Origin of the sequence: Prosthecobacter gellanilyticus (genome assembly GCF_007992435.1) — a bacterium.
GTDB classification, from domain to species: domain Bacteria; phylum Verrucomicrobiota; class Verrucomicrobiia; order Verrucomicrobiales; family Verrucomicrobiaceae; genus Prosthecobacter; species Prosthecobacter gellanilyticus.
This window is the reverse complement of sequence record NZ_BKAG01000028.1, coordinates 71,312-89,883: the sequence shown is the minus strand read 5'-3', so window position 1 is coordinate 89,883 and position 18,572 is coordinate 71,312. Positions and strand designations below refer to the sequence as shown.

The window sequence follows — 18,572 nt, the reverse complement described above, 5'->3', positions numbered from 1 at the left end:
CTATAACCCTGATCCGTTATGCGCGTGCCTTGGTAGTGCGCAGGCAGGAAGGCGCTCCCATAGTTCACCGCCCCGCCGAAGTTCGGCGGCGGATTGATGGTGATGTAACCGGGAAGATCCTGGTTCGGCGTGCCCAGGCCATACAGCAGCCAGGCACCCATGCTGGGCCGGGTGAGCGCGGCATTGGCGCTGCCTGTGTGAAGTTGCACGACAGCCTGTGGATGCGCCGGTGTGTCAGTATGCAGGCCGCGCAGCCAGGTGAGCTTGTCCGCGTGTTTGGCGATGTTTGGCAGCAACTCGGAGAACCATGAGCCGGTCTGGCCATGCTGGCTGAACCTGAATTTGGAAGCCGTGAGCTTGCCACCACCGGAGCCTGGCTTGCCGTCGTTTTTGAAAAGCTCGGGCTTGTACTCAAAGGTATCGTGCTGCGACATCGATCCTTCCATGAAGACAAAGATGATGCGCTTGGCCTTGGCGGGGAAATGCGGATCACGCGGCGCCAGAGGCTTCAGGGGCCTGCCCTGGCGGATGGCCTCGGCGGCCTGGAGCCCGTTGAAGGCCATGTAACCGAAGCCTGCGGCGGTGGTCTGCAGCGCGGCGCGGCGTGAGAGATGAGAAAAGGGATGCATGACGGGTTAGCGGAGAAAGCGGTATTCAGCAGAGGCGTAGAGAGCCTGGACCAAACTCATCCAGGCGGAGGTGCGCGCATCACGAGGCTGCACCTCGACTTCAGGCGTGCGCATGTCCGTGCGGTCCACGTCGTCAGAGTTCACCGGTGTGATGACGGCAGGTTTTTCGTTGGTAGAAGTGAGCTGGGCTTCGGGCTGAGTGTCTGCGGGCTTCAACACCGCAGGCACAATCTCCGGCTGAAAGGCGGACGCGGTCTCCGTGATGAGGCGTGCAGCGCGGCGCTCCTCATTGTCACGAGGTTCGCGACCCAGCGTGAGCAGCCATGCCTGACGGATGCGGTCTTCGGCCGGAAGCTTCAGCAGCTTCTCCGCGAGCGCGAGCGACTGCTGGCGCACAAAGGTGGAGTTCATCAGATACAGCGCCTGGGTGGGCACCGTGGTTGATGCGCGCTGACCGGTGACGAGACCTTGCTCCACAGGATCAAAAGCCTCAAGCGACTTGGGTGTGACACCCCGAAGCAGCGGCAGATACACACTGCGTTCGCGGCCCTGGTTCGCGGCCGTGTGGATGCCTGCAGCCTCCGGACCATTGTCACGCATCTCCACCATGCGCAGCTTGCTCGCGGCGGAGACTTCTGGACGCGTCACCAGCTGGGAAGAGCTGGCCAGCATGGCGTCACGCATCTCTTCTGCGCTGAGTCGACGAGGTGAATGCCGCCAGACGAGACGGTTTGCAGGATCTGCCTCGCGATTCGCCTCAGGCTCATCACTGCCCAGACGATAGCTGTGAGAGAGCACCACACTGCGCACCAGCTTCTTCACCGACCAGCCATGAGCAATGAATCGCTGCGCCAGATGATCCAGCAGTTCCGGGTGCGAAGGCTTGTCTCCATTCACACCGAAATTATCCACCGTGGTTACAATGCCATCGCCGAACAAATGTTGCCATACGCGATTGACGATGACACGCGCCGTCAGAGGATTCTGCGGGCTGGTGAGCCACTGCGCCAGCTCCAGACGGCCGCTTTGCTCGCGATTGACTGTCGATGCCCCCGGCACATCAAAGGTGGTGAGGAATCCTCGCTCAACCGTTGGGCCCAGGCGTTCCGCTTCGCCACGAATGCGCACTTCCGTGTCGGTGATCTGCTTGCTGTCGCGCACGCCATGCACCGCGAAGCCTCGTGCGGCAGGATCCGTGAGCTCCAGCAGCTCGCCTTGCAGTTTTTCCCACTTCAGGCGGAAGCCGCGCTGCGTGGGTTTTCCATCCGCGGCGAGCTTCAGGCCTTCTGGCGTGCCGCGAATCTCCTCAAAAGCCTGCTTGGCTTCCGCGACCTGCGCTTCGAGCGTTTTCACCTTGTCCTCAGGCGGTGGCGGGATGGTGGAGGAGAGCCGGACGAGGTTGGCCGGATCATAGTAGTCCAGACCACCGCCACCCATTTTGTTACGCACACCCGCGCCGTTTTCCGTGCTCGTGAAGATGCCAGCCAGCGCGTAATAGTCTGTCATGGGAATGGGATCGAACTTGTGATCATGGCAGCGTGCGCAGTTCACGCTCAGGCCTAACACAGAGCGTGTCACCGCATCGATCTGCTCGTCCACGTTGTCCATGATGAAGCGGACCTTGAAGCGCTGGTTCACATCCTTGACGCCAAGAGCCAGGAATCCGGTGGCCGTGAGCTGCCGGTCATGCTCATCATCATTGGCCGCAGTCAGAAGGTCTCCCGCGATCTGCTCCTGAATGAAGCGGTCAAAGGGCACGTCACGATTCACGGCATCGATCACATAGTCACGATACTTCCAGGCATGAGGGTAGGGGATGTTTCGCGAAGGGCCGGTGGATTCGCCATAGCGGGCCACATCCAGCCAGTGTCTGCCCCAGCGCTCGCCAAAGGCCGGTGACTCCAGCAGACGGTCCACGACCTTTGCGAAAGCATCGCTGGAGTGATCGCTGACAAAGCTGGAGATCTCTTGTGAGGTCGGCGGCAGACCGGTGAGATCGAAGGTCACGCGTCTCAGCAAGGTGACGCGATCTGCATCCCTTACGGGTGCCAGCTTCTTCTCATCGAGCTTGGCGAGAACAAAGCGATCAAGGTCATCTTCAGCCCATGTTGTATCTGTTGTGGGCGGGACTGCTGGCTGGGTGAGAGGCTGCCAGGCCCAGTGAGACTTCTTCAGCTTTTCAAACTCCGGATTTGTCCGTGTCAGAGAGGCCGGGATGCGTTCGCGCGGCCACTCAGCACCGTCCTGGATCCAGGTGGTGAGATCGGCGATCTGCCCGGCGGTGAGCTTATCGCCTTCCTTGGGCATGAGCTTCTTGGGATCGGCATGCTGGATGCGTTCGAGCAGCAGACTGGCCTTCGCGTCTCCGGGCACGATGGCCGGTCCGCTATTGCCGCCGAGGAACAAACCCTGGCGGTCGTCGACACGCAATCCGCCGGAGGGTTTCGTGTCCGCGGAATGGCAGGTGTGGCAGTTCTCCACGAGGATCGGGCGGATCTTTTTTTCGAAGAACTCGAGTTTGGCTGAAGTGGAATCTGCCCCCAGCAACGACACGGAAGCCGTGGCTGTGTAGGCGAGAGCGAAAGCTGGGAAACGCATGAGGAGTGGCAAGTTGGGCGCAGAGGAATCTCCTCTGGAAGGGACCGGTCTCGTGACATGTGGGCACGTGGACTCCGGTGTTTGTTGAATGGGTTGGCCTTCCTGGGTCCCGGATCAGCCCTTCGTGCGCTGGCCTCATAGCCTCACCACACTCAAATCATACTTTAATAGTATGAGTTTTAGCGGGTAAACTATACCTGTCCAGAAGGAATTGAGAAAAACTACGTCCGCCTTTCAGGATCGGCATATTTCCAAGGTAATGTTCCGGTCGTCCGGAGCTGGGTGGTTTTCAGGTGAGGGCGCTGGATTGGCACACAAAAAAGGCGCGGCTTCTGGCCGCGCCTTCTGGGTTGAATGGATCAGTCTTATCTGCGCACAGGCGGATTTGGCGTGGCGAACTTGGGCTTGTTCTCGCGCTTGAAGAGGCGGTCGAAAAAGCTCCGCTTTTCCTTGGCAGTATCGGTGCGCTGTTCGGCGACTTCCTCGGCATGGAGAGCCTCAATGTCCACTTCGTCCGGGAAGCGCTTGGCAGCCTCTGCGCCGACCTTGGTTCGGTAGTCCTCCTTGACAGACTGCAACTGAATCTGGCCGTCAGAGTGCACCACGTTGGGTTGGATGAAGATCAGCAGCTCCTTGCGCTGGGAGGTGTTGTTGTTGCGCTTGAAGAGATTGCCGACGGCAGGGATGCGGCTCAAGAAAGGAACGCCACTGGCGCTCTTTTTGTCGCTGTCAGAAATAAGGCCGCCGAGCACGATGGTATTTCCGTCCCGGACATTGACCGAGGTCACGATCTGCTCCGTGGCGATGATGGGGAGGGAGCCGACGTTCGGGAAGATCTTCTCACCGGTGACCGTGTCATTCACCTGGGCGATGGTGAGGTTGACCTCACCGTCCTCGTTGATGAGCGGCACGACCTCCAGCTTCAGAACCACGTCCTGGAAGTTGTAACTGACGCTGATGTTGCCGTTGTTATTGCCAGTGCCCGTCTGGCTCTGGGTGGGCACAGGAATCATGGTGCCGGAGGTGATGGTCGCCTTTTTGTTGTTCAGGGCGAACACCGAGGGGCGGGACAGCACGTTGAACCGGTCGGTCGTTTCCAGGGCGTGGACGTACACATCCAAGGCATCACCAATCTGGCCGTAAAGATTCAATCCGCCCAGGGCTGGAATGGCGTTGGCAAGGTTGGTCTTGATGTCCGGCACGCGTCCATCGATGAGGCCGGAAAGGCTCTGGCCCCCGGTGAAGTTGTTGCCTGCGCCATCGCGGTCGTTGATTGAACTCAAGTAGTCGAAGCCAAAGTCAAAGCCGTCTCCCAGCGTGAGCTGGCCGATGACCGTGGCGAGGTAGACCTGGGCAGGCCGGCGGTCGAGTTTGTCGAGCAACGCGTTGACCTTCTTGATCTCGCCTGGACGGCCGACGACGAGGATGGAGTTGGCCATAGGGTCTGCCACGACGCGAGTTTTGCCGACGAGCACGGAGACGGGGGCGTTGTCTTCGCTGGGACCTTGGATGAGGTCGGCTCGCGATGCGCCGCCACCACCGGTGGCAGAGGCGGTGTCATCCGAAGTGCCGCTGCCGGCTGTGCTGAGCACTTGGCCGCCGCGCGAACCCGTGGTGGTCCGGCCGCTGAGGAGCTGGCTGCTGGTGGAGGCAAAGCTCTGCTGGCGCTGCTGCTGCAGGCTGCCTCCGCCTGGAAGCGCTGTCGTTCCGCCAGCGGGTTCCGTGAGTACATCCACCACGGCTGCCATGACATCCACGGCGGCTGCATACTTGAGCTTGCGTTCATAGGGTTCATCCACCTCCAGCGGCTTGTCGAACTCCGCGATCATGCTGGCGATGTAGGTATAGTCAGCGAGAGAGGAGACGACGAGAATCTGGTTCAGGCGTGTGTCTGCCACGACCTGGGCAGTGGTCGCCGGTTCGGAGGGGGAATTGGGGATGACCCACTGGCCGTTGATGAAGACGGGGTTGACTCGCGGCGCACTGTCGCGGGAGGACTCACGGTTGCTGCTGCTACTGTTGTTATTGTTGTTGTCGTTCCCCTCGCGGCGCTCGCGCCCATCGCTGGCGCTGCTGCCGCGGATCGTGTTCACGCCCTTGGTTTCTTTTTCCTGGGCCTGCGCTGTCAAAGTTGCCTGAATGATCTGGGCCACGGTGGCCGCGTCGGCATGCTCCAGGTGAATGAATTTTGTGACCAGAGATGCCGCTGTTGCGGGGATGTCGATGGCTTCATGAATGCTGATGAGCTGCTTCACCACGGTGCTGCTTTCCGTGATCAAGAGACCGGGAGGTGAAAGCACTGGAGTGATGCGGCCATACACACCCAGACCGACATGACCAGATAGCATCGTGCCTGCCGCTTCCGGGTCGATGTTATCCAGCTTCATGAAGTAAGTCACGATGGTCTCGCCTGCGGGCAAATCCTGGGCGCTGGTGTAAAACTTCACACCGTGGGAGAACTGCACGGCATTCGCGCCCTGATTACGGGCGGGGAGGATGCGCGCGCTTTTGCCATCCGACTCCATCACGATGGCATAACCATTAGTGAGGAGGGTTGCCTCGATGAGCTTGACCGCTTCTGCTTTTTCCACCGCTTTCGGTGTGGCCAGGCTGACCGGAGCGCCTTCGAGGATGTTGGTGTCCTTGATGAGCGTGATGCCGGTGAGCAGCTCATAGATGCTGAGCATGTCCATGACTGGATTGCTCGGAAACTGGAGCACGATCTTGTCTCCCTCCATGCGGATGGTCTGGGAAAGCGTGCTGGCCGGATCACCCGCTCCGCCCATGCCACCAGGGCCTCCTGCGCCGAAGGCACCGCCGCCTTCACCACCGCCGAAGCGACGGCGACCACTGAAGCCGCTTCCACCAGGACCGAAACCGCCACCGCCTGTGCCACCAGGACCGAAGCCACCGGGGCGCTGACCGCCTTCCCCGGGAGGGCCGAAGCCGCCAGGGCGCTGGCCGCCTTCACCCGGAGCACCTGGGGCTCCCGTTCCGGGACCGCCGGGAGGTGGAGTCGTCGGGGCATTCCCGCCCGCAGGAGGTGCTGCTGGTGCATCGGACGGTGGTGGTGTCGTTGGCTGCTCAGGCACCGCTGGCGCGGGTACTGAAGGAGGAGGTGTTTGAGGCGCTGGAGCCGGGTTGGTATCCTGGGCCGTAAGAGTCGCCGCGAGAGCGAGGGTGGAAAGAGAAAGAAGGAGGCGGGGGCGATGCATGAGCAGGAGCAGAAAATAGAGAGAGAAAGACTAACCAAAGGGATGGAAAGGAAGCGGGGGGAGGGGAGTCAGCGGAGGAACGGTCCGAAACGGATCATTTTCCGCCTTTGTCCTCTTTCTCGATCCGCTCGACCTCGCGACGGATGATGTTTCGGCGCTCTTCTTCAGGAGCGTTGCGGAACTTGTCATCGCTGAACTTGCTGCGGAACATGTCGCGCACCTTCTCCTTGGCTTTGTCAGAGAGGGACTCATAGCGCTTGCGGTCTTCCTCGCTGGGCCCGCGGCCTTCACCGCGGAAGCGGTCGCCTCCGGAAGACGGACCGCGGTCACTGCGCTCGCTGCGTTCACCGCTTTTCTCCTTCTTCTTCATGTCCTCGGCGGTGATGGCCGCATAGTTCAGCTTCACCTTCTCACCGCCGATGGTGATGACGGCACGGCTGCGGGTGATGTCTGGGGCAGGCAGGGCTTCATTGAGCACCCAGCCTTGGAAGTTCGGTTCAGCAGAGACGATGTGGCTTTCCTTGGTCTCCTTGTTGAAGATCGTGGCCACAGGTTTGCCATCGATGTAGGCGATGCCGGTGAGCACCAGATTGTCAGACATGTTCACCATGCGGGTGAAGGGAGAGCTGGTCGTCACTGCGGCGATGGCGTTCGGATCAAATGGCTGCGGCAGGTCGGGATCACCCTGGGGGGCGGCGGCGGTGTTCGTGTTCTCGACAGCCAGAGCTGCCAGGGGCAGGAGAAACAGCGAGGAGATGAGTTTCATGGCAGTGAATAGGATGATTAGATACCCGACTCCGGCTTGAACCAGCGGGCCAGGGTAAGGTTGCAGACGACCTGGGGCGTCTTAAGGCGGGCCCGGGTGTCGATTTCGACCTGAAGCTCGCGGATGGCCTGGAACATCTCCGGGGACTGCAGCGTGGCCAGCCAGTTTAGCACGGTGGTCTGGTCTCCGCGGAGGCGCACAGAAACGGTGACTTCGCGGTAGTTCGGATTGGGGGAGGCGGAAAGCGGGGGCAGGGTGGGCTGCTCAGCGGTGATGCCCCACTCAAGCGCCTCATTCTGAATGTCCTCCAGCAACTGGCCCTGGGCACGCCCGAGGCTCTCAGTGGCAGGCATTTTCTCGGCCAGCCAGCCTCGGCGCTTGTTCCAGAAGGGCTCTTCCTTGACCCAGCCATCGTTTTCCAGCTTCTGGCGCTCAAGCAGCACGATCTTCTCCAGCGCAGCCTTGCGGCGGCTGAGGAACTGCTGGGCCGCGATCATGCCCGCCATGAGGACGAGCACGCCCACGCACATGAGCAGCAGGTTTTTTTCACGAGAGGTAAGTTTGGCGGCCATGGAGGGCAGAGGGGGCGGAAAGGTGTGGTGGAGGATGGGAATGTGGGGCGTCTGGCCCCTCGCTCTGAGCGCTCAAATCAGGGCTGCGCCTTCCCTTGGGTGCGGAACTGGGCGGCCCCATCACGGACGTTCGGGCTGGGCTTCGACCAGGTGTAGCGGCTGAGGACAGGGTGCTTCTGCAGGTCTTCCATGAACTGCACGGCGGTCTGGGCATCACGGGCCTCGCCCTGGATGTCGATTTCGTTGTCCTTGAGCTGGAAGCGACGGATCACGATGCCGCTGGGTGGCATGAGCTTGGTCACCTCAGCCAGCAGCACCATGGGATAGCGGCGCGGCTCGATGGCCGGTGCCAGGGACTTCCACATGTCCGCCGTCTGGCGGACCTTGGCGGCAGGGGCTGTCGTCGCGTCCACGCTGCTCTGCAGCTGGGCTGCGTGGCTTTCCTGGGAGCGAAGATAGGCAAAGGCCAGGAACGCCAGTGAGACGGCCAGCAGACCTCCGAGCACACCGGCACGCATGAGTTTGCCACGGCGTGCCGCGCTGCGCTGGGCCTCGCGCACAACGGTGGGCAGCAGCTTGGGCCAGGATTGCGTCTCAAGGTCCGCGTGCGGTGGGAGTTGCGGCACGGTGCGCACTGTCATGCCAGTGCTGTCTTGAAGAGATTCGACGAGAATCTTATCCCAGGTCTGACCCGCGAGGACGATGCCGGAGAAGAGACTTTCACCGAGATCACCTTCCAGTGCCAGACGTGCCAGCATGATCTCCTGAGTCATGTCATCCAGCGCCATGGTGGCTGAAGGGGAGATGATGTGGCTATGATAAAGCTTCCCCTGATATCCAGCGGCTAGCACGAGGGAGCCTTGCTCTTCCGTGATCACGATCTGTCCGGCAGGCAGGCTCTGCAGACGCAGCGCGGCGGTGTAGTCAGAAGCTTGGGAAAGGGCGAGATCCGCAGGAAACGGATCCACCAGCACATCCACACTCACGGTGGCACTGCTCGCCGTCTGCGAGAGCAGGTGCCAGCGGAAGTTTCTGTCGATGCCGCCGACCAGCTTCAACCCACGACGATCAAGCTGCGTGATGATGATCTGCTCCAGCACCGCATGATCCGCATTTGGCAGGATGAGGCCGATGCTGCGACAGGCCGTGGCTGGCAGGCCGATGACGAAGGGTTTGCCCTTTGCCTGCACCTCCGCCGGCGTGTCGACAGAATGATCCGCGCTCGTGGCTTTCGGCTTCCACAAGCGCCAGGTGGCATCAGGAGCAGGAAGCAGTAAAGTGGAAGCGGCGATGGACATGCAGTGGCTGGGGGGAGAATGAGGCTAGCTTGGAACGTCGAAAGCCTCGGGAAGTTGCGGATGGATGCGTCGAAATGCAGCTATTTTTCGGATCACCAAAAATCACCGCCATCAGGTCTTGACCATTCCTCCGCGAGACGCTGGCATGAAGGCCCGTTACTGAGGGCAGACAAACCTCTTCCAGCCATGACTTCCAGCCTTTCCCGCCGTTCGTTTTTCCAGACCTCCACTGCCGCTGCTTTAGGGGCGGCTTTTCTGCCACACGATGAGGCTGCTGCGGTGGACATCGCCCAGGCAGCGGCTGATCCGGGCTACAAGATCAAGAACTCTGGCATCAAGCATACGCTCATGGGCTGGTGCTGGAAGCCGATGGACACCTTGGAACTGGCGAAGCATGCGAAGGACATCGGTCTGGTGGGCATCGAGGGCATCGACCGGAAATACTATCCAGATGTGAAGAAGCTGGGTCTCGAGATCTCGCTGGTCAGCGGGCATGGCTTCAGCAACGGTCCGTGCAATCCCAAATTCCGTGATGAAGTCATCGCCAAGCTCACGGAAGGCATTGATGTCGCGGCGGATGTCGGTGCGAAGAAGGTCATCACCTTCACCGGCATGAAGTTTGACGGCATGGACCGTGAGAAGGCCATCCAGGACTGCCTGGATACCTGGAAGGTCGTTTTGCCTCACGCTGAGAAAAAAGGCATCACGCTTGTGCTGGAGCATCTGAACTCCCGCGACAGTTCGCACCCGATGAAGGGCCATCCGGGCTATTTCGGAGATGACGTGGACTTCTGCGTGGACCTCATCAAGCAGATCGGCAGCCCGAACTTCAAGCTGCTCTTCGACATCTACCATGTCAGCATCATGAACGGCGACATCGTGCGCCGTCTGCGTCTGCACAAAGACTACATCGGCCATCTGCACACCGCGGGCAATCCAGGCCGCTGTGAGCTGGACGAGCACCAGGAGATCAATTATCCCGCTGTCATGCAGGCGGTGCAGGAGATCGGTTACCATGACTTCGTGGCGCATGAGTTCATCCCGACCTGGAAGGACACCATCCTGGCGCTGCGCCATGCGGCGATGGTCTGTGACGTGTAGTGCGTCCTTGCACCCAGGGCTGTTTGCGCGAAACTGACCGGTGGCAGAAAGCGAATCCATCATCAAACCCACCGCCCGCTTCGAAGACTTGCGGGGCATCTTGCGTTACGTGCCGCAGTTCCGGCAGCGCGTGTTCGTCATCGCGATCGATGGCGCTTTGATGCATCAGGCCACATTCTCCAGCCTGCTCCAGGATGTGGCGGTGCTGCAGTCCCTGAACATTGAGGTCGTGCTGGTCTTCGGTGCCCGCGCACAACTACGCTACCTGGCTGAGAAACGGGGCGTGACCTTGAGCAGTGATGACGGCATGGGCCGCACGGATGCGGCAACGCTTGAAGTGGCTGTGGATGCCATTTCGCGTCAGACCAGCGCCCTGATGGGCGACCTCACCGCTTTGGAAATGCCGGTGGCTGTCTGCAATGCTCTAGCGGTGTATCCTGCCGGGGTGATCAACGGCATCGACCTGGAGTTCACCGGACGAATCGAGCGTGTGGACCTGGAGTCATTGCGCGTGCTGCTCAAAGCGGACATCATCCCGATCCTGCCGCCGATGGGTTATGACAGCCGGGGCACAACCTTGCGCCTGAATTCTGACGCTGTGGCCACCGAGGTGGCGATCGCACTGGGAGCTGCGAAGATCATCTTTGTGTCGGAGGCTGGCCTAACGAATAATGACGGAAGCAGGATGGCGCAGCTTTCCATCTCGGATGCGCGTGATCTGGTTCGCAACAAGGATCCGCGTCACGATGTGAACCTGCTTTCCAAGCTGCGTCATGCCGCCATCGCCTGTCAGGAAGGTGTGCCACGGGTCCACATTGTAGATGGCAGCCAGGATGAGGCTTTGCTTGCCGAGCTCTTCAGCAATGAAGGCGTGGGCACCATGATCCATGCGGATGATTACCAGCAGATCCGCGAGGCCAGCTCCTCCGATATCCCGGCGCTGCTCTCCATGATGCAGCAGTCCATGGATGACGCCGCTCTGGTGCCGCGCACGCGTGAGCAGATCCAGGGTAAGATTAAAGACTTCTTCGTGCTCGAGACCGATGGCAACCCCATCGGCTGCGTGGCCGTGCACTCTTATGAAGAGGGGAACCGGAAGGTCGCTGAACTGGCGTGTCTTTTTGTGCGGCGCAGTCACAAAAATCGCGGGCACGGGCAGAAGCTTGTGGCCTATGCGGAAGATGTGGCGAGGCAGCGTGACAGCGAGGAACTGGTGGCGCTGAGCACCCAGGCCTTCCGCTTCTTTGAGGAAAAGATGGGCTTCCAGGTCACCACGCCGGATTCCCTGCCGGCGGCACGCCGTGAAAAATACGACAAGAGCGGACGTAACTCGAAGGTGCTGATCAAGGCGCTGAAGTAAGAACGTTTGCCTCATGTCCCCCACATCATGATCCGTCATCTGCTGCCTCTCTTCGTCCTCGCCGTGGTGAGCGTCCAGCCTCTCGCTGCCGCGCCTGAGCTGATCTCGCCACAGGTGAAGACCTGCGTGGACAAGGCCGTGGGCTGGCTGCTGAAGCAGCAGCAACCCGCTGGACATTTCAGCGAGCAAAAGTCCAACCAGCAGCCGCGTCCGGGAGACATCCCCAGTCACAGCGCGGCCATGACCGCGCTGGCGCTCATGGGGCTGGCATCCGTGGGTCACCTGCCGGGGAACAGCACTCCAGAAAGTGAAGCCGCGCAACGCGGCCTGAAGTTCATCGTGGACAATGTGGAGATGGATGAAAACGGCTACCTCGGCCGCAGTGACCGCAGCCGCATGTATGGCCACGGCATCATGACCCTGATGCTCACCGAGATGCTCGGCATGTCACCAGATCCAGCCACGGACAAGAAGGTGCGTGAGATGGTGGAGAAGGGGATCAAGCTCATTCTCCGAGCCCAGCAGACGCCGAAGAGCGAGGCGAATCGCGGCGGCTGGCGTTATGAGCCGAGCAGCAGTGACAGCGACATCAGCGTCAGCGTCTGGCAATTGATGTCTCTTCGAGCGGCGAAGAACAGCGGCATCGAAGTGCCGAAAGAAGCCATCGACAACGCCATTGCTTACATCAAACGGAGCTATCGCGCCGAGCGTGACAGCAACGGCCAGCTGAAGCAGATGGAAGCGGCCTTCAGCTACGAGCCTTATGGAGGTCGTCAGACTTTCTCCACCACCTCCGCAGGTCTGCTTTCACTGCAGGTGGCAGGGCAGTATGACATCCCGGAAGTACTAGGTTCCTCCAACTGGCTGCTCAAGTTTCCGCCGGAGGTGAATGAGCCCTGGTTCTTCTACGGCTGCTACTATTACGCGCAGGGCATGTATCAGCGCGGTGGAGATCACGCTGCCACCGCCCGCCAAAAGACGGAGCAAATGCTGGTGGCATCTCAAAATGCTGAAGGGGCCTGGTATCCCCGCAACGGCAATGAGAAGAGCGCCGGCCCCGTGTATGCCACCTCGCTGGCCCTGCTGAGCCTGAGTGTGTATCATCACTTCCTGCCGATCTATCAGAAGTGAGGCAGGCTTTGCAGGCATGCGCCTGCCAGTTCCTGATCCACTTCGTGCCCACGCCTGGGCATCGATCAAGTTGATCGGCTTTAATGCTCCTCTAACCAATTTTACGATCGTCTGGAAAACTCTCATGGCTGCTGGAGTTGCTGGCGAGGCGCCTGTGAGGACGGTGATCGTTTCCAAAAGTGAGCTGTCAGAAGTTCCTCTCAGCCTCTCCTCTCTACCCAAAAGAAAAGGCCGCCTCCGAAGAGACGGCCTTTTTGAAAAAGATCCGGTCAAGTGCGCAGCAGCCTGATCACCAGTTCTTGATCCACTTCACGTCGATGCGTGCGCTGCCGGAGCCGTTGGCGGCATCCAGACTGGAGGAGAGAATGTTCTTGTCGTCCTCACCGTAGGACCAGATGTCATAGCTACCACGGTTGATCGTGGTGGGTTCTGGAGCACCCTGGCCGGGGATCGCCGCTGTTGTGGGAGCGGCTTTAACATAGCGGATGGGGTGACCGAAACCATCCACCATGTAGTAGATGCCATCGGTCTTGGCCCACATTTCCTTGGGCATGTCATTGAGGGTGACGTTGGGGGCCTCGTGCTCATCAAGCTGACCATCAGAAGACGGCACACCCTGTCCGGTGGCGCCCTCGATGAAGTCGAAGCCGTCTCCGCTCAAGGCCTGGTAGAGGCAGGCGCCGCCGCCCGCAATGTAGGACTTCTCTGCCACGGTGACAGTGCTGCTGCCATTGTTCACCAGAGGGTAGGAACCGAATTTCTCTTTGTAGGACTCCAAGGCAGAGCGGGAGGCGCGAATGACGATCTCCGTGCGGCTGCGCTTGGATGAACGGTCAGCATACGTGAAGCCGCCGACGACCAAGGCAAAGAGGATGACGATGACACTGACGACCGTGATGAGCTCGATGAGAGTGAAGGCCTCCCGACGAACCTGCAGGCGTGGGTTGATTTTCATGGTTGGGGGGATTTTGGAGATTGGAACCTAAAGACGGGGGAGGTGTTCAACCTCCACCACCGGCGCCGGTGCTGAGCTGTTTAATCACCTCGATCAACGGCAGGAACAGGGCCAGCACGATGGTGCCGACCACCAGGGCGAGCACGACGATCATGATGGGTTCCAGCATGGAAGTCAGGGCAGTAACAGAGTTGTCCACCTCGTCCTCATACACGTCAGCGATCTTGAGCAGCATCTCAGGGAGCTGACCGGTTTCCTCACCGACGTCCACCATGGAAATCACCATGGGTGGGAAGACGGGGCTGGCTTCCAGGGGAGCCACCATGGACTCACCTTCCTTCACGGCATCATGCACTTTGACGATCGACTCGGAGACGATGGCGTTGCCAGCGGTCTCACGGGTGATGTTCAATGCCTGAAGAATCGGCACACCTGAGGTGACCAGAGTGCCCAAAGTGCGGGTGAAGCGGGAGATGGCGGTCTTGCGCTGCACATCTCCAAAGAGCGGCATTTTGAGCATCCAGCCATCAATGGCACGACGTCCACCAGCGGTGGCGGCGAAGAGGCGCCAGCCGATGACAATCACGGCGACCCCGATGCCCAGGAAGATGAAGTTGTCACCCATCCAGCGGCTGAAGCCGATGACGTATTTGGTGAGCGTGGGCAGCTTGTTTTTGTCACCGAGCATTTCCTCGAAGATCTTCTCAAACTTCGGCACGATGACCAGCATGAGGAACACAAGGATCAACACGGCGATGACCATGACAACGATGGGGTAAATCATCGCCGCCAACACCTTGTTCTTCAGCTTTTGCGCCTTCTCCTGATACTCAGCGAGACGGTTGAGAACGATTTCAAGCACACCACCCAGCTCGCCAGCCTTCACCATGTTCACATAGAGCTTGTTAAAGATCCTGGGGAACTGGGTCAGCGTTTCCGAGAAGGTGCTGCCGGTCTGCACGTTGTCCGCCAGCGTGGCGATGGTGGACTTCATGATCGGGTTCGGCTCCTGGCGGCTCAGCACGGTGAGACCGCGGAGAAGAGGCAGGCCGGAGTCAATGAGTGTGGCCAGCTGACGGGTGAAAACCATCAGCGCCTTGGCTTTGACCTTGGCATTGGCGCCGGCCTTGACGGTCTTGCCCTTGCCGCCTTTGGCAGCAGTGGTTTTGGCCTTCTTTTTGACGGCGGCGTCCCCCTTGCCCTCCTGGGCGACTTGAGTGGGGTAAAGCTGGCTCTGGCGGAGCAGATTGATGGCCTCGGCTTCGTTGGAGGCATCCAACTCTCCGGCCACTTCCTGGCCGTTTTGATCGAGGGCGATGTAATGGAACTTCGGCATAGAGGAGGGGGAATCTGCTGCTGCGGAATTATTTCGTGAATCGAGAGATTACTTGTCTGCGATTGATTCTGTCCACCTAATTTATGGTACTTGGGGTGGCAAAATCGTGATTTTGACGAGCGGGTTCAGGTGTACTTCAGCACTTCTTCGATGGAGGTTTCACCATCGTAGATGTTGCGCAGGCCGTCCTCGCGCAAAGTCATCATGCCGAGCTCGACAGCTTTCTGCTTCAGGACCAGCGTTGGCGCTCGCTCGATGATGAGGTCGCGGATCGGGTCGTTTACATTCAGCAGCTCGTAGATGCCTTTGCGGCCCTTGTAGCCGGAGCCGCCACACTTGTCACAACCAGCACCGGTGTAGAATTGCTTCCCGCCGATATCGCTCTGGCTGAGACCCAGCTGGTTCAGGATGGAGAGGCTGGGGTCATACGGCGCCTTGCAGTTCTTGCAGATCGTGCGCAGAAGTCGCTGAGCCAGGATGCCCTCAAGCGTGGCAGAAATGAGGAAAGGTTGGACACCCATGTCCACCAGACGGGTCACGGCACCGGCCGCATCGTTGGTGTGCAGTGTGCTGAGTACCAAGTGGCCGGTCAGGGATGCCTGAATGGCGATCTGGGCAGTTTCCATGTCACGCATTTCTCCCACCATGATCTTGTCTGGATCTTGACGCAGGAAGGAGCGCAGCGCCTTGGCAAAGGTGAGGCCGACCGCGTCATTCACGGGCACCTGCATGATGCCATCCAGCTCATACTCCACCGGGTCTTCCGCTGTGAGCACCTTCGTGTCGATCTGGTTGATGCGGCGGAGGCAGGCGTAAAGAGTGGTGGTCTTGCCAGCACCTGTGGGGCCTGTGACGATGAAGATGCCGTTCGGCTTCTCAATGGTCTCGGTGATGTAATCAAAGAGATAGGTCGGCATGCCCAGATGCTCCAGATCCAGGTTCACGGAACTACGGTCAAGCACACGAAGCACCACGGACTCGCCGTGCTGGGTGGGCAGGGAGTTTACACGCATGTCCACCGGCTTGCCGTTCACCACCGTCATGATGCGTCCGTCCTGCGGAACGCGGCGCTCGGCGATGTTCATGTTCGACATGACCTTCACGCGGGAGATCACCGAGTTTGCCAGGTGCACTGGCGGCGGTGCCATTTCATACAGCGCACCGTCCACGCGGTAGCGGATCTTGAACTCGTGCTCGAAGGGTTCAAAGTGAATATCCGAGGCCTTTTCCTTGATGGCCTGGGTCATCACGAGATCGACGAACTTCACGATCGGAGCGGAGTTCGCCTCCACTTCCGGCGAGTCTTTGCCTGCTGTGGCGAGGCCGCCAAAGATGTCTTCGATGCTCGGAGCGGCATTGCCGTAATGCTTGTCAATCAAGGCCTGGACCTGGCTGCGGCGGGCCACCACGGGCACCACCTGCTTGCCGAGACCGAAATGCAGGTCTTCCACCAGCTGGGGATTCAGCGGATCCGTGAAGGCCACGTGCAAGCCGCGTGCGTCCAGCGTGATGGGGAAGGCACCATAGAGGCGGGCCATGCCAGCCGGGATGATGTTGATGACAGATGGCGGTGGCTCGTAGGTCGAAAGATCAAAATGGTCGGCGCCGAGTTCTTCCGCCACGGCGGCCCAGAACTGGTCCTCATTCTGGTAGATGCCATAATCAATAAGGGTTTGAAGGATCTCTTTGCCATTGTGGATGCAGTCCTGGCTGAGGCCTTCGGCCACGCCGGAGTCGATCACTCCGCGTGACTCAAGCATGTCGATGACGTTTTGGGGGGTCATATCGGGGGGGAGGGGGGAAGTGCGCTGTTTAAGGTTCGCGGGTTCTTCTCAGACTATTCGGCGTCAGACATGGTGGCGTCGATCACCTCGCTGGCTGTGGTGACACCGGCCAGCACCTTGCGGACTCCGTCCTCGCGCAGGGTTCTCATGCCGAGCTCGCGCGCACGCTTGCGCAGCTGGGGGGTGGTGAGGTCCTGGTTGATCATGGTGCGCACTTCATCATCCACCTTGAAGATTTCAGCGATGACCATTCGGCCACGGTAGCCGGAGTTTCGGCACTTGTTGCAGCCCTGCGGCCCCATGATGTTCGCGCTTGCCATCTGGCTGGCTTCCAGCCCGAGGTGACGCATTTCCTTGTCCGAGAGGCCGGTTGGCTGCTTGCACTCGGCGCAGAGTTTGCGGATCAGGCGCTGGGCCAGGATGCCACGCACCGCAGAGGCGATGAGGAAGGGTTTCACACCGATGTCCGCGAGACGGGCCACGGCGCTCGGCGCGTCGTTGGTGTGCAGGGTGGAGAACACCAAGTGACCGGTGAGGGAGGCCTGGATGGCGATGCCAGCGGTCTCGCTATCTCGAATTTCCCCCAGCATGATGATGTTCGGCGCCTGACGCAGCATGGCTCGCAGTGCTGCGGCGAAGGTCATGCCCACATCCTCTCTCACCATGACCTGGTTGATGCCCGGGAGTTCATATTCCACGGGGTCTTCCACCGTGATGATCTTGCGGTCCGGACGGTTGATGAAGTTCAAGCACGCATAGAGCGTCGTCGTTTTACCGGAACCGGTGGGACCCGTGACAAGGCAGATGCCGTCAGGCAGCGAGATGAGCTTTTCGAAGGTGTCCTGGTCATCACTGAAGAAGCCGAGATCACTCAGGCCGAGGCGGAGGCTGCTCTTGTCCAGCACACGCATGACCACGCTCTCACCGTTCTGGGTGGGGATGATGGACACACGCATGTCCAGCTCCTTGTCACCGAACTTCATCTGGATTCGACCGTCCTGCGGCACGCGCTTTTCATCAATGCTCATCGTGCCCGTCATGATCTTGATACGGGCAATGATGGAGGAAAGCAGGCGCTTCGGATGGTGCTCAATGTCCACCATGACACCGTCCATGCGGAAGCGGACGCGGATGTCTTTTTCCAGCGGCTCGATGTGGATGTCAGACGTCTTGTTACGGAAGGCGTCCATCAGCATGTTTTCCACCAGCTTGATGATCGGCGCGTCTGTGTCTCCCACGGTGCCGGCACCTTCGCCCTTGGTCGATCCCGTCATGGCTTCATTGCCATAGATGGTGACCATGGTTTCCTGGATCAGGTTCGGCGTGGAGCAGTAAAACTCCAGCTCCGGCTGCAGCACGTGGGGCAGGGCATCCAGCGTCTCAAAGTCATAGGGGTCTGCCACGGCGATCTGCATGGCGGAGCCATTCATGCCGATGGGGACGATCTTGTATTTCTTGGCGAGCTCTAGAGCCACCAGGGTTTTCAGCGCTGGATTGGCAGGGAAGCCGTGGAGGTCCACGTATTCCATGCCGCTGTTCGAGGCGACGAGCTGGGCTAGCTGCTCCTCATTCACCACCCCGGTTTTGATTAGGGTGGTGAGGGGTGTCTCCTGGCCTTTTTTGTTAATCTTGGCCTGCTGGAGGTCCTGAGGGCTGACATAGCCTGCCTCAGTGAGCAGCTCGATGAGGAAATCTTCGTTGGAATACATGCGGTCAGTCGGGGGGCGCTGATTTATCGTTGGAATTGGTGTTTTAGTTGAAAGAGCGCCGCTGTGTCAATCATGGCAGCCTTGTCCCGCCGCTTTTCTGCTTGGCGGAGACGGCTGG

The 18,572-nt window shown here is 59.9% G+C and carries 14 protein-coding genes; 4 read left to right on the top strand and 10 right to left on the bottom strand.

All coding sequences use genetic code 11. The features are described 5' to 3' along the window. The 6 genes from BGE01nite_RS18075 to BGE01nite_RS18050 all read right to left on the bottom strand — a co-directional run. Positions 1–629 (bottom strand): DUF1501 domain-containing protein (locus tag BGE01nite_RS18075; RefSeq protein ID WP_146852204.1); only part of this gene is annotated, 629 nt, incomplete at its 3' end. Positions 630–635: 6 nt separating this feature from the next. After that, positions 636–3,227 carry a PSD1 and planctomycete cytochrome C domain-containing protein gene (locus tag BGE01nite_RS18070; RefSeq protein ID WP_146852202.1) on the bottom strand — a complete coding sequence of 864 codons (2,592 nt, stop codon included), beginning with the start codon at positions 3,225–3,227 and terminating at the stop codon, positions 636–638. A gap of 365 nt (positions 3,228–3,592) precedes the next feature. Beyond that, positions 3,593–6,442: a secretin N-terminal domain-containing protein gene (locus BGE01nite_RS18065; RefSeq protein WP_146852200.1), complete on the bottom strand. Its 2,850-nt coding sequence runs from the start codon at positions 6,440–6,442 to the stop codon at positions 3,593–3,595. Between the two features lie 94 nt (positions 6,443–6,536). Continuing rightward, a complete protein-coding gene (locus tag BGE01nite_RS18060; protein ID WP_146852198.1) occupies positions 6,537–7,208 on the bottom strand; it encodes a hypothetical protein in 672 nt (223 codons plus the stop codon). A 17-nt stretch (positions 7,209–7,225) separates the two neighbouring features. Next, positions 7,226–7,780, bottom strand: a complete 555-nt coding sequence (locus tag BGE01nite_RS18055; RefSeq protein WP_146852196.1) for a hypothetical protein — start codon at positions 7,778–7,780, stop codon at positions 7,226–7,228. A gap of 77 nt (positions 7,781–7,857) precedes the next feature. Next, a complete protein-coding gene (locus BGE01nite_RS18050) occupies positions 7,858–9,078 on the bottom strand; it encodes a PilN domain-containing protein (RefSeq protein ID WP_146852194.1) in 1,221 nt (406 codons plus the stop codon). Positions 9,079–9,264: 186 nt separating this feature from the next. Between BGE01nite_RS18050 and BGE01nite_RS18045 the strand changes: the two genes are divergently transcribed. From BGE01nite_RS18045 to BGE01nite_RS18030, 4 genes are read left to right on the top strand one after another with little or no spacing between them, the layout of a single operon-like run. Then, positions 9,265–10,179: a TIM barrel protein gene (locus BGE01nite_RS18045; protein WP_218033030.1), complete on the top strand. Its 915-nt coding sequence runs from the start codon at positions 9,265–9,267 to the stop codon at positions 10,177–10,179. A gap of 40 nt (positions 10,180–10,219) precedes the next feature. Beyond that, positions 10,220–11,539, top strand: a complete 1,320-nt coding sequence (gene argA, locus BGE01nite_RS18040) for an amino-acid N-acetyltransferase (RefSeq protein WP_146852192.1) — start codon at positions 10,220–10,222, stop codon at positions 11,537–11,539. A 27-nt stretch (positions 11,540–11,566) separates the two neighbouring features. Continuing rightward, entirely contained in the window at positions 11,567–12,670 is a 1,104-nt protein-coding gene (locus BGE01nite_RS18035) for a prenyltransferase/squalene oxidase repeat-containing protein (protein ID WP_146852191.1), read from the top strand. A 16-nt stretch (positions 12,671–12,686) separates the two neighbouring features. Continuing rightward, positions 12,687–12,959, top strand: coding sequence for a hypothetical protein (locus BGE01nite_RS18030; RefSeq protein WP_146852189.1), 273 nt, complete (start codon positions 12,687–12,689; stop codon positions 12,957–12,959). Here the strand turns inward: BGE01nite_RS18030 and BGE01nite_RS18025 are convergent, their stop codons facing one another. The 4 genes from BGE01nite_RS18025 to BGE01nite_RS18010 all read right to left on the bottom strand — a co-directional run bounded on the left by BGE01nite_RS18025 (position 12,960) and on the right by BGE01nite_RS18010 (position 18,454). After that, positions 12,960–13,625, bottom strand: coding sequence for a type II secretion system protein (locus BGE01nite_RS18025; RefSeq protein ID WP_146852187.1), 666 nt, complete (start codon positions 13,623–13,625; stop codon positions 12,960–12,962). Positions 13,626–13,671: 46 nt separating this feature from the next. Beyond that, positions 13,672–14,961 (bottom strand): type II secretion system F family protein, encoded by a 1,290-nt coding sequence (locus BGE01nite_RS18020; protein ID WP_146852185.1) that lies wholly within the window; start codon positions 14,959–14,961, stop codon positions 13,672–13,674. A 125-nt stretch (positions 14,962–15,086) separates the two neighbouring features. After that, complete coding sequence (locus tag BGE01nite_RS18015; protein WP_146852183.1) at positions 15,087–16,745, bottom strand: GspE/PulE family protein; 1,659 nt, start codon at positions 16,743–16,745, stop codon at positions 15,087–15,089. Positions 16,746–16,798: 53 nt separating this feature from the next. Further along, positions 16,799–18,454 carry a GspE/PulE family protein gene (locus tag BGE01nite_RS18010; protein WP_146852181.1) on the bottom strand — a complete coding sequence of 552 codons (1,656 nt, stop codon included), beginning with the start codon at positions 18,452–18,454 and terminating at the stop codon, positions 16,799–16,801. Positions 18,455–18,572: the final 118 nt, after the last annotated feature.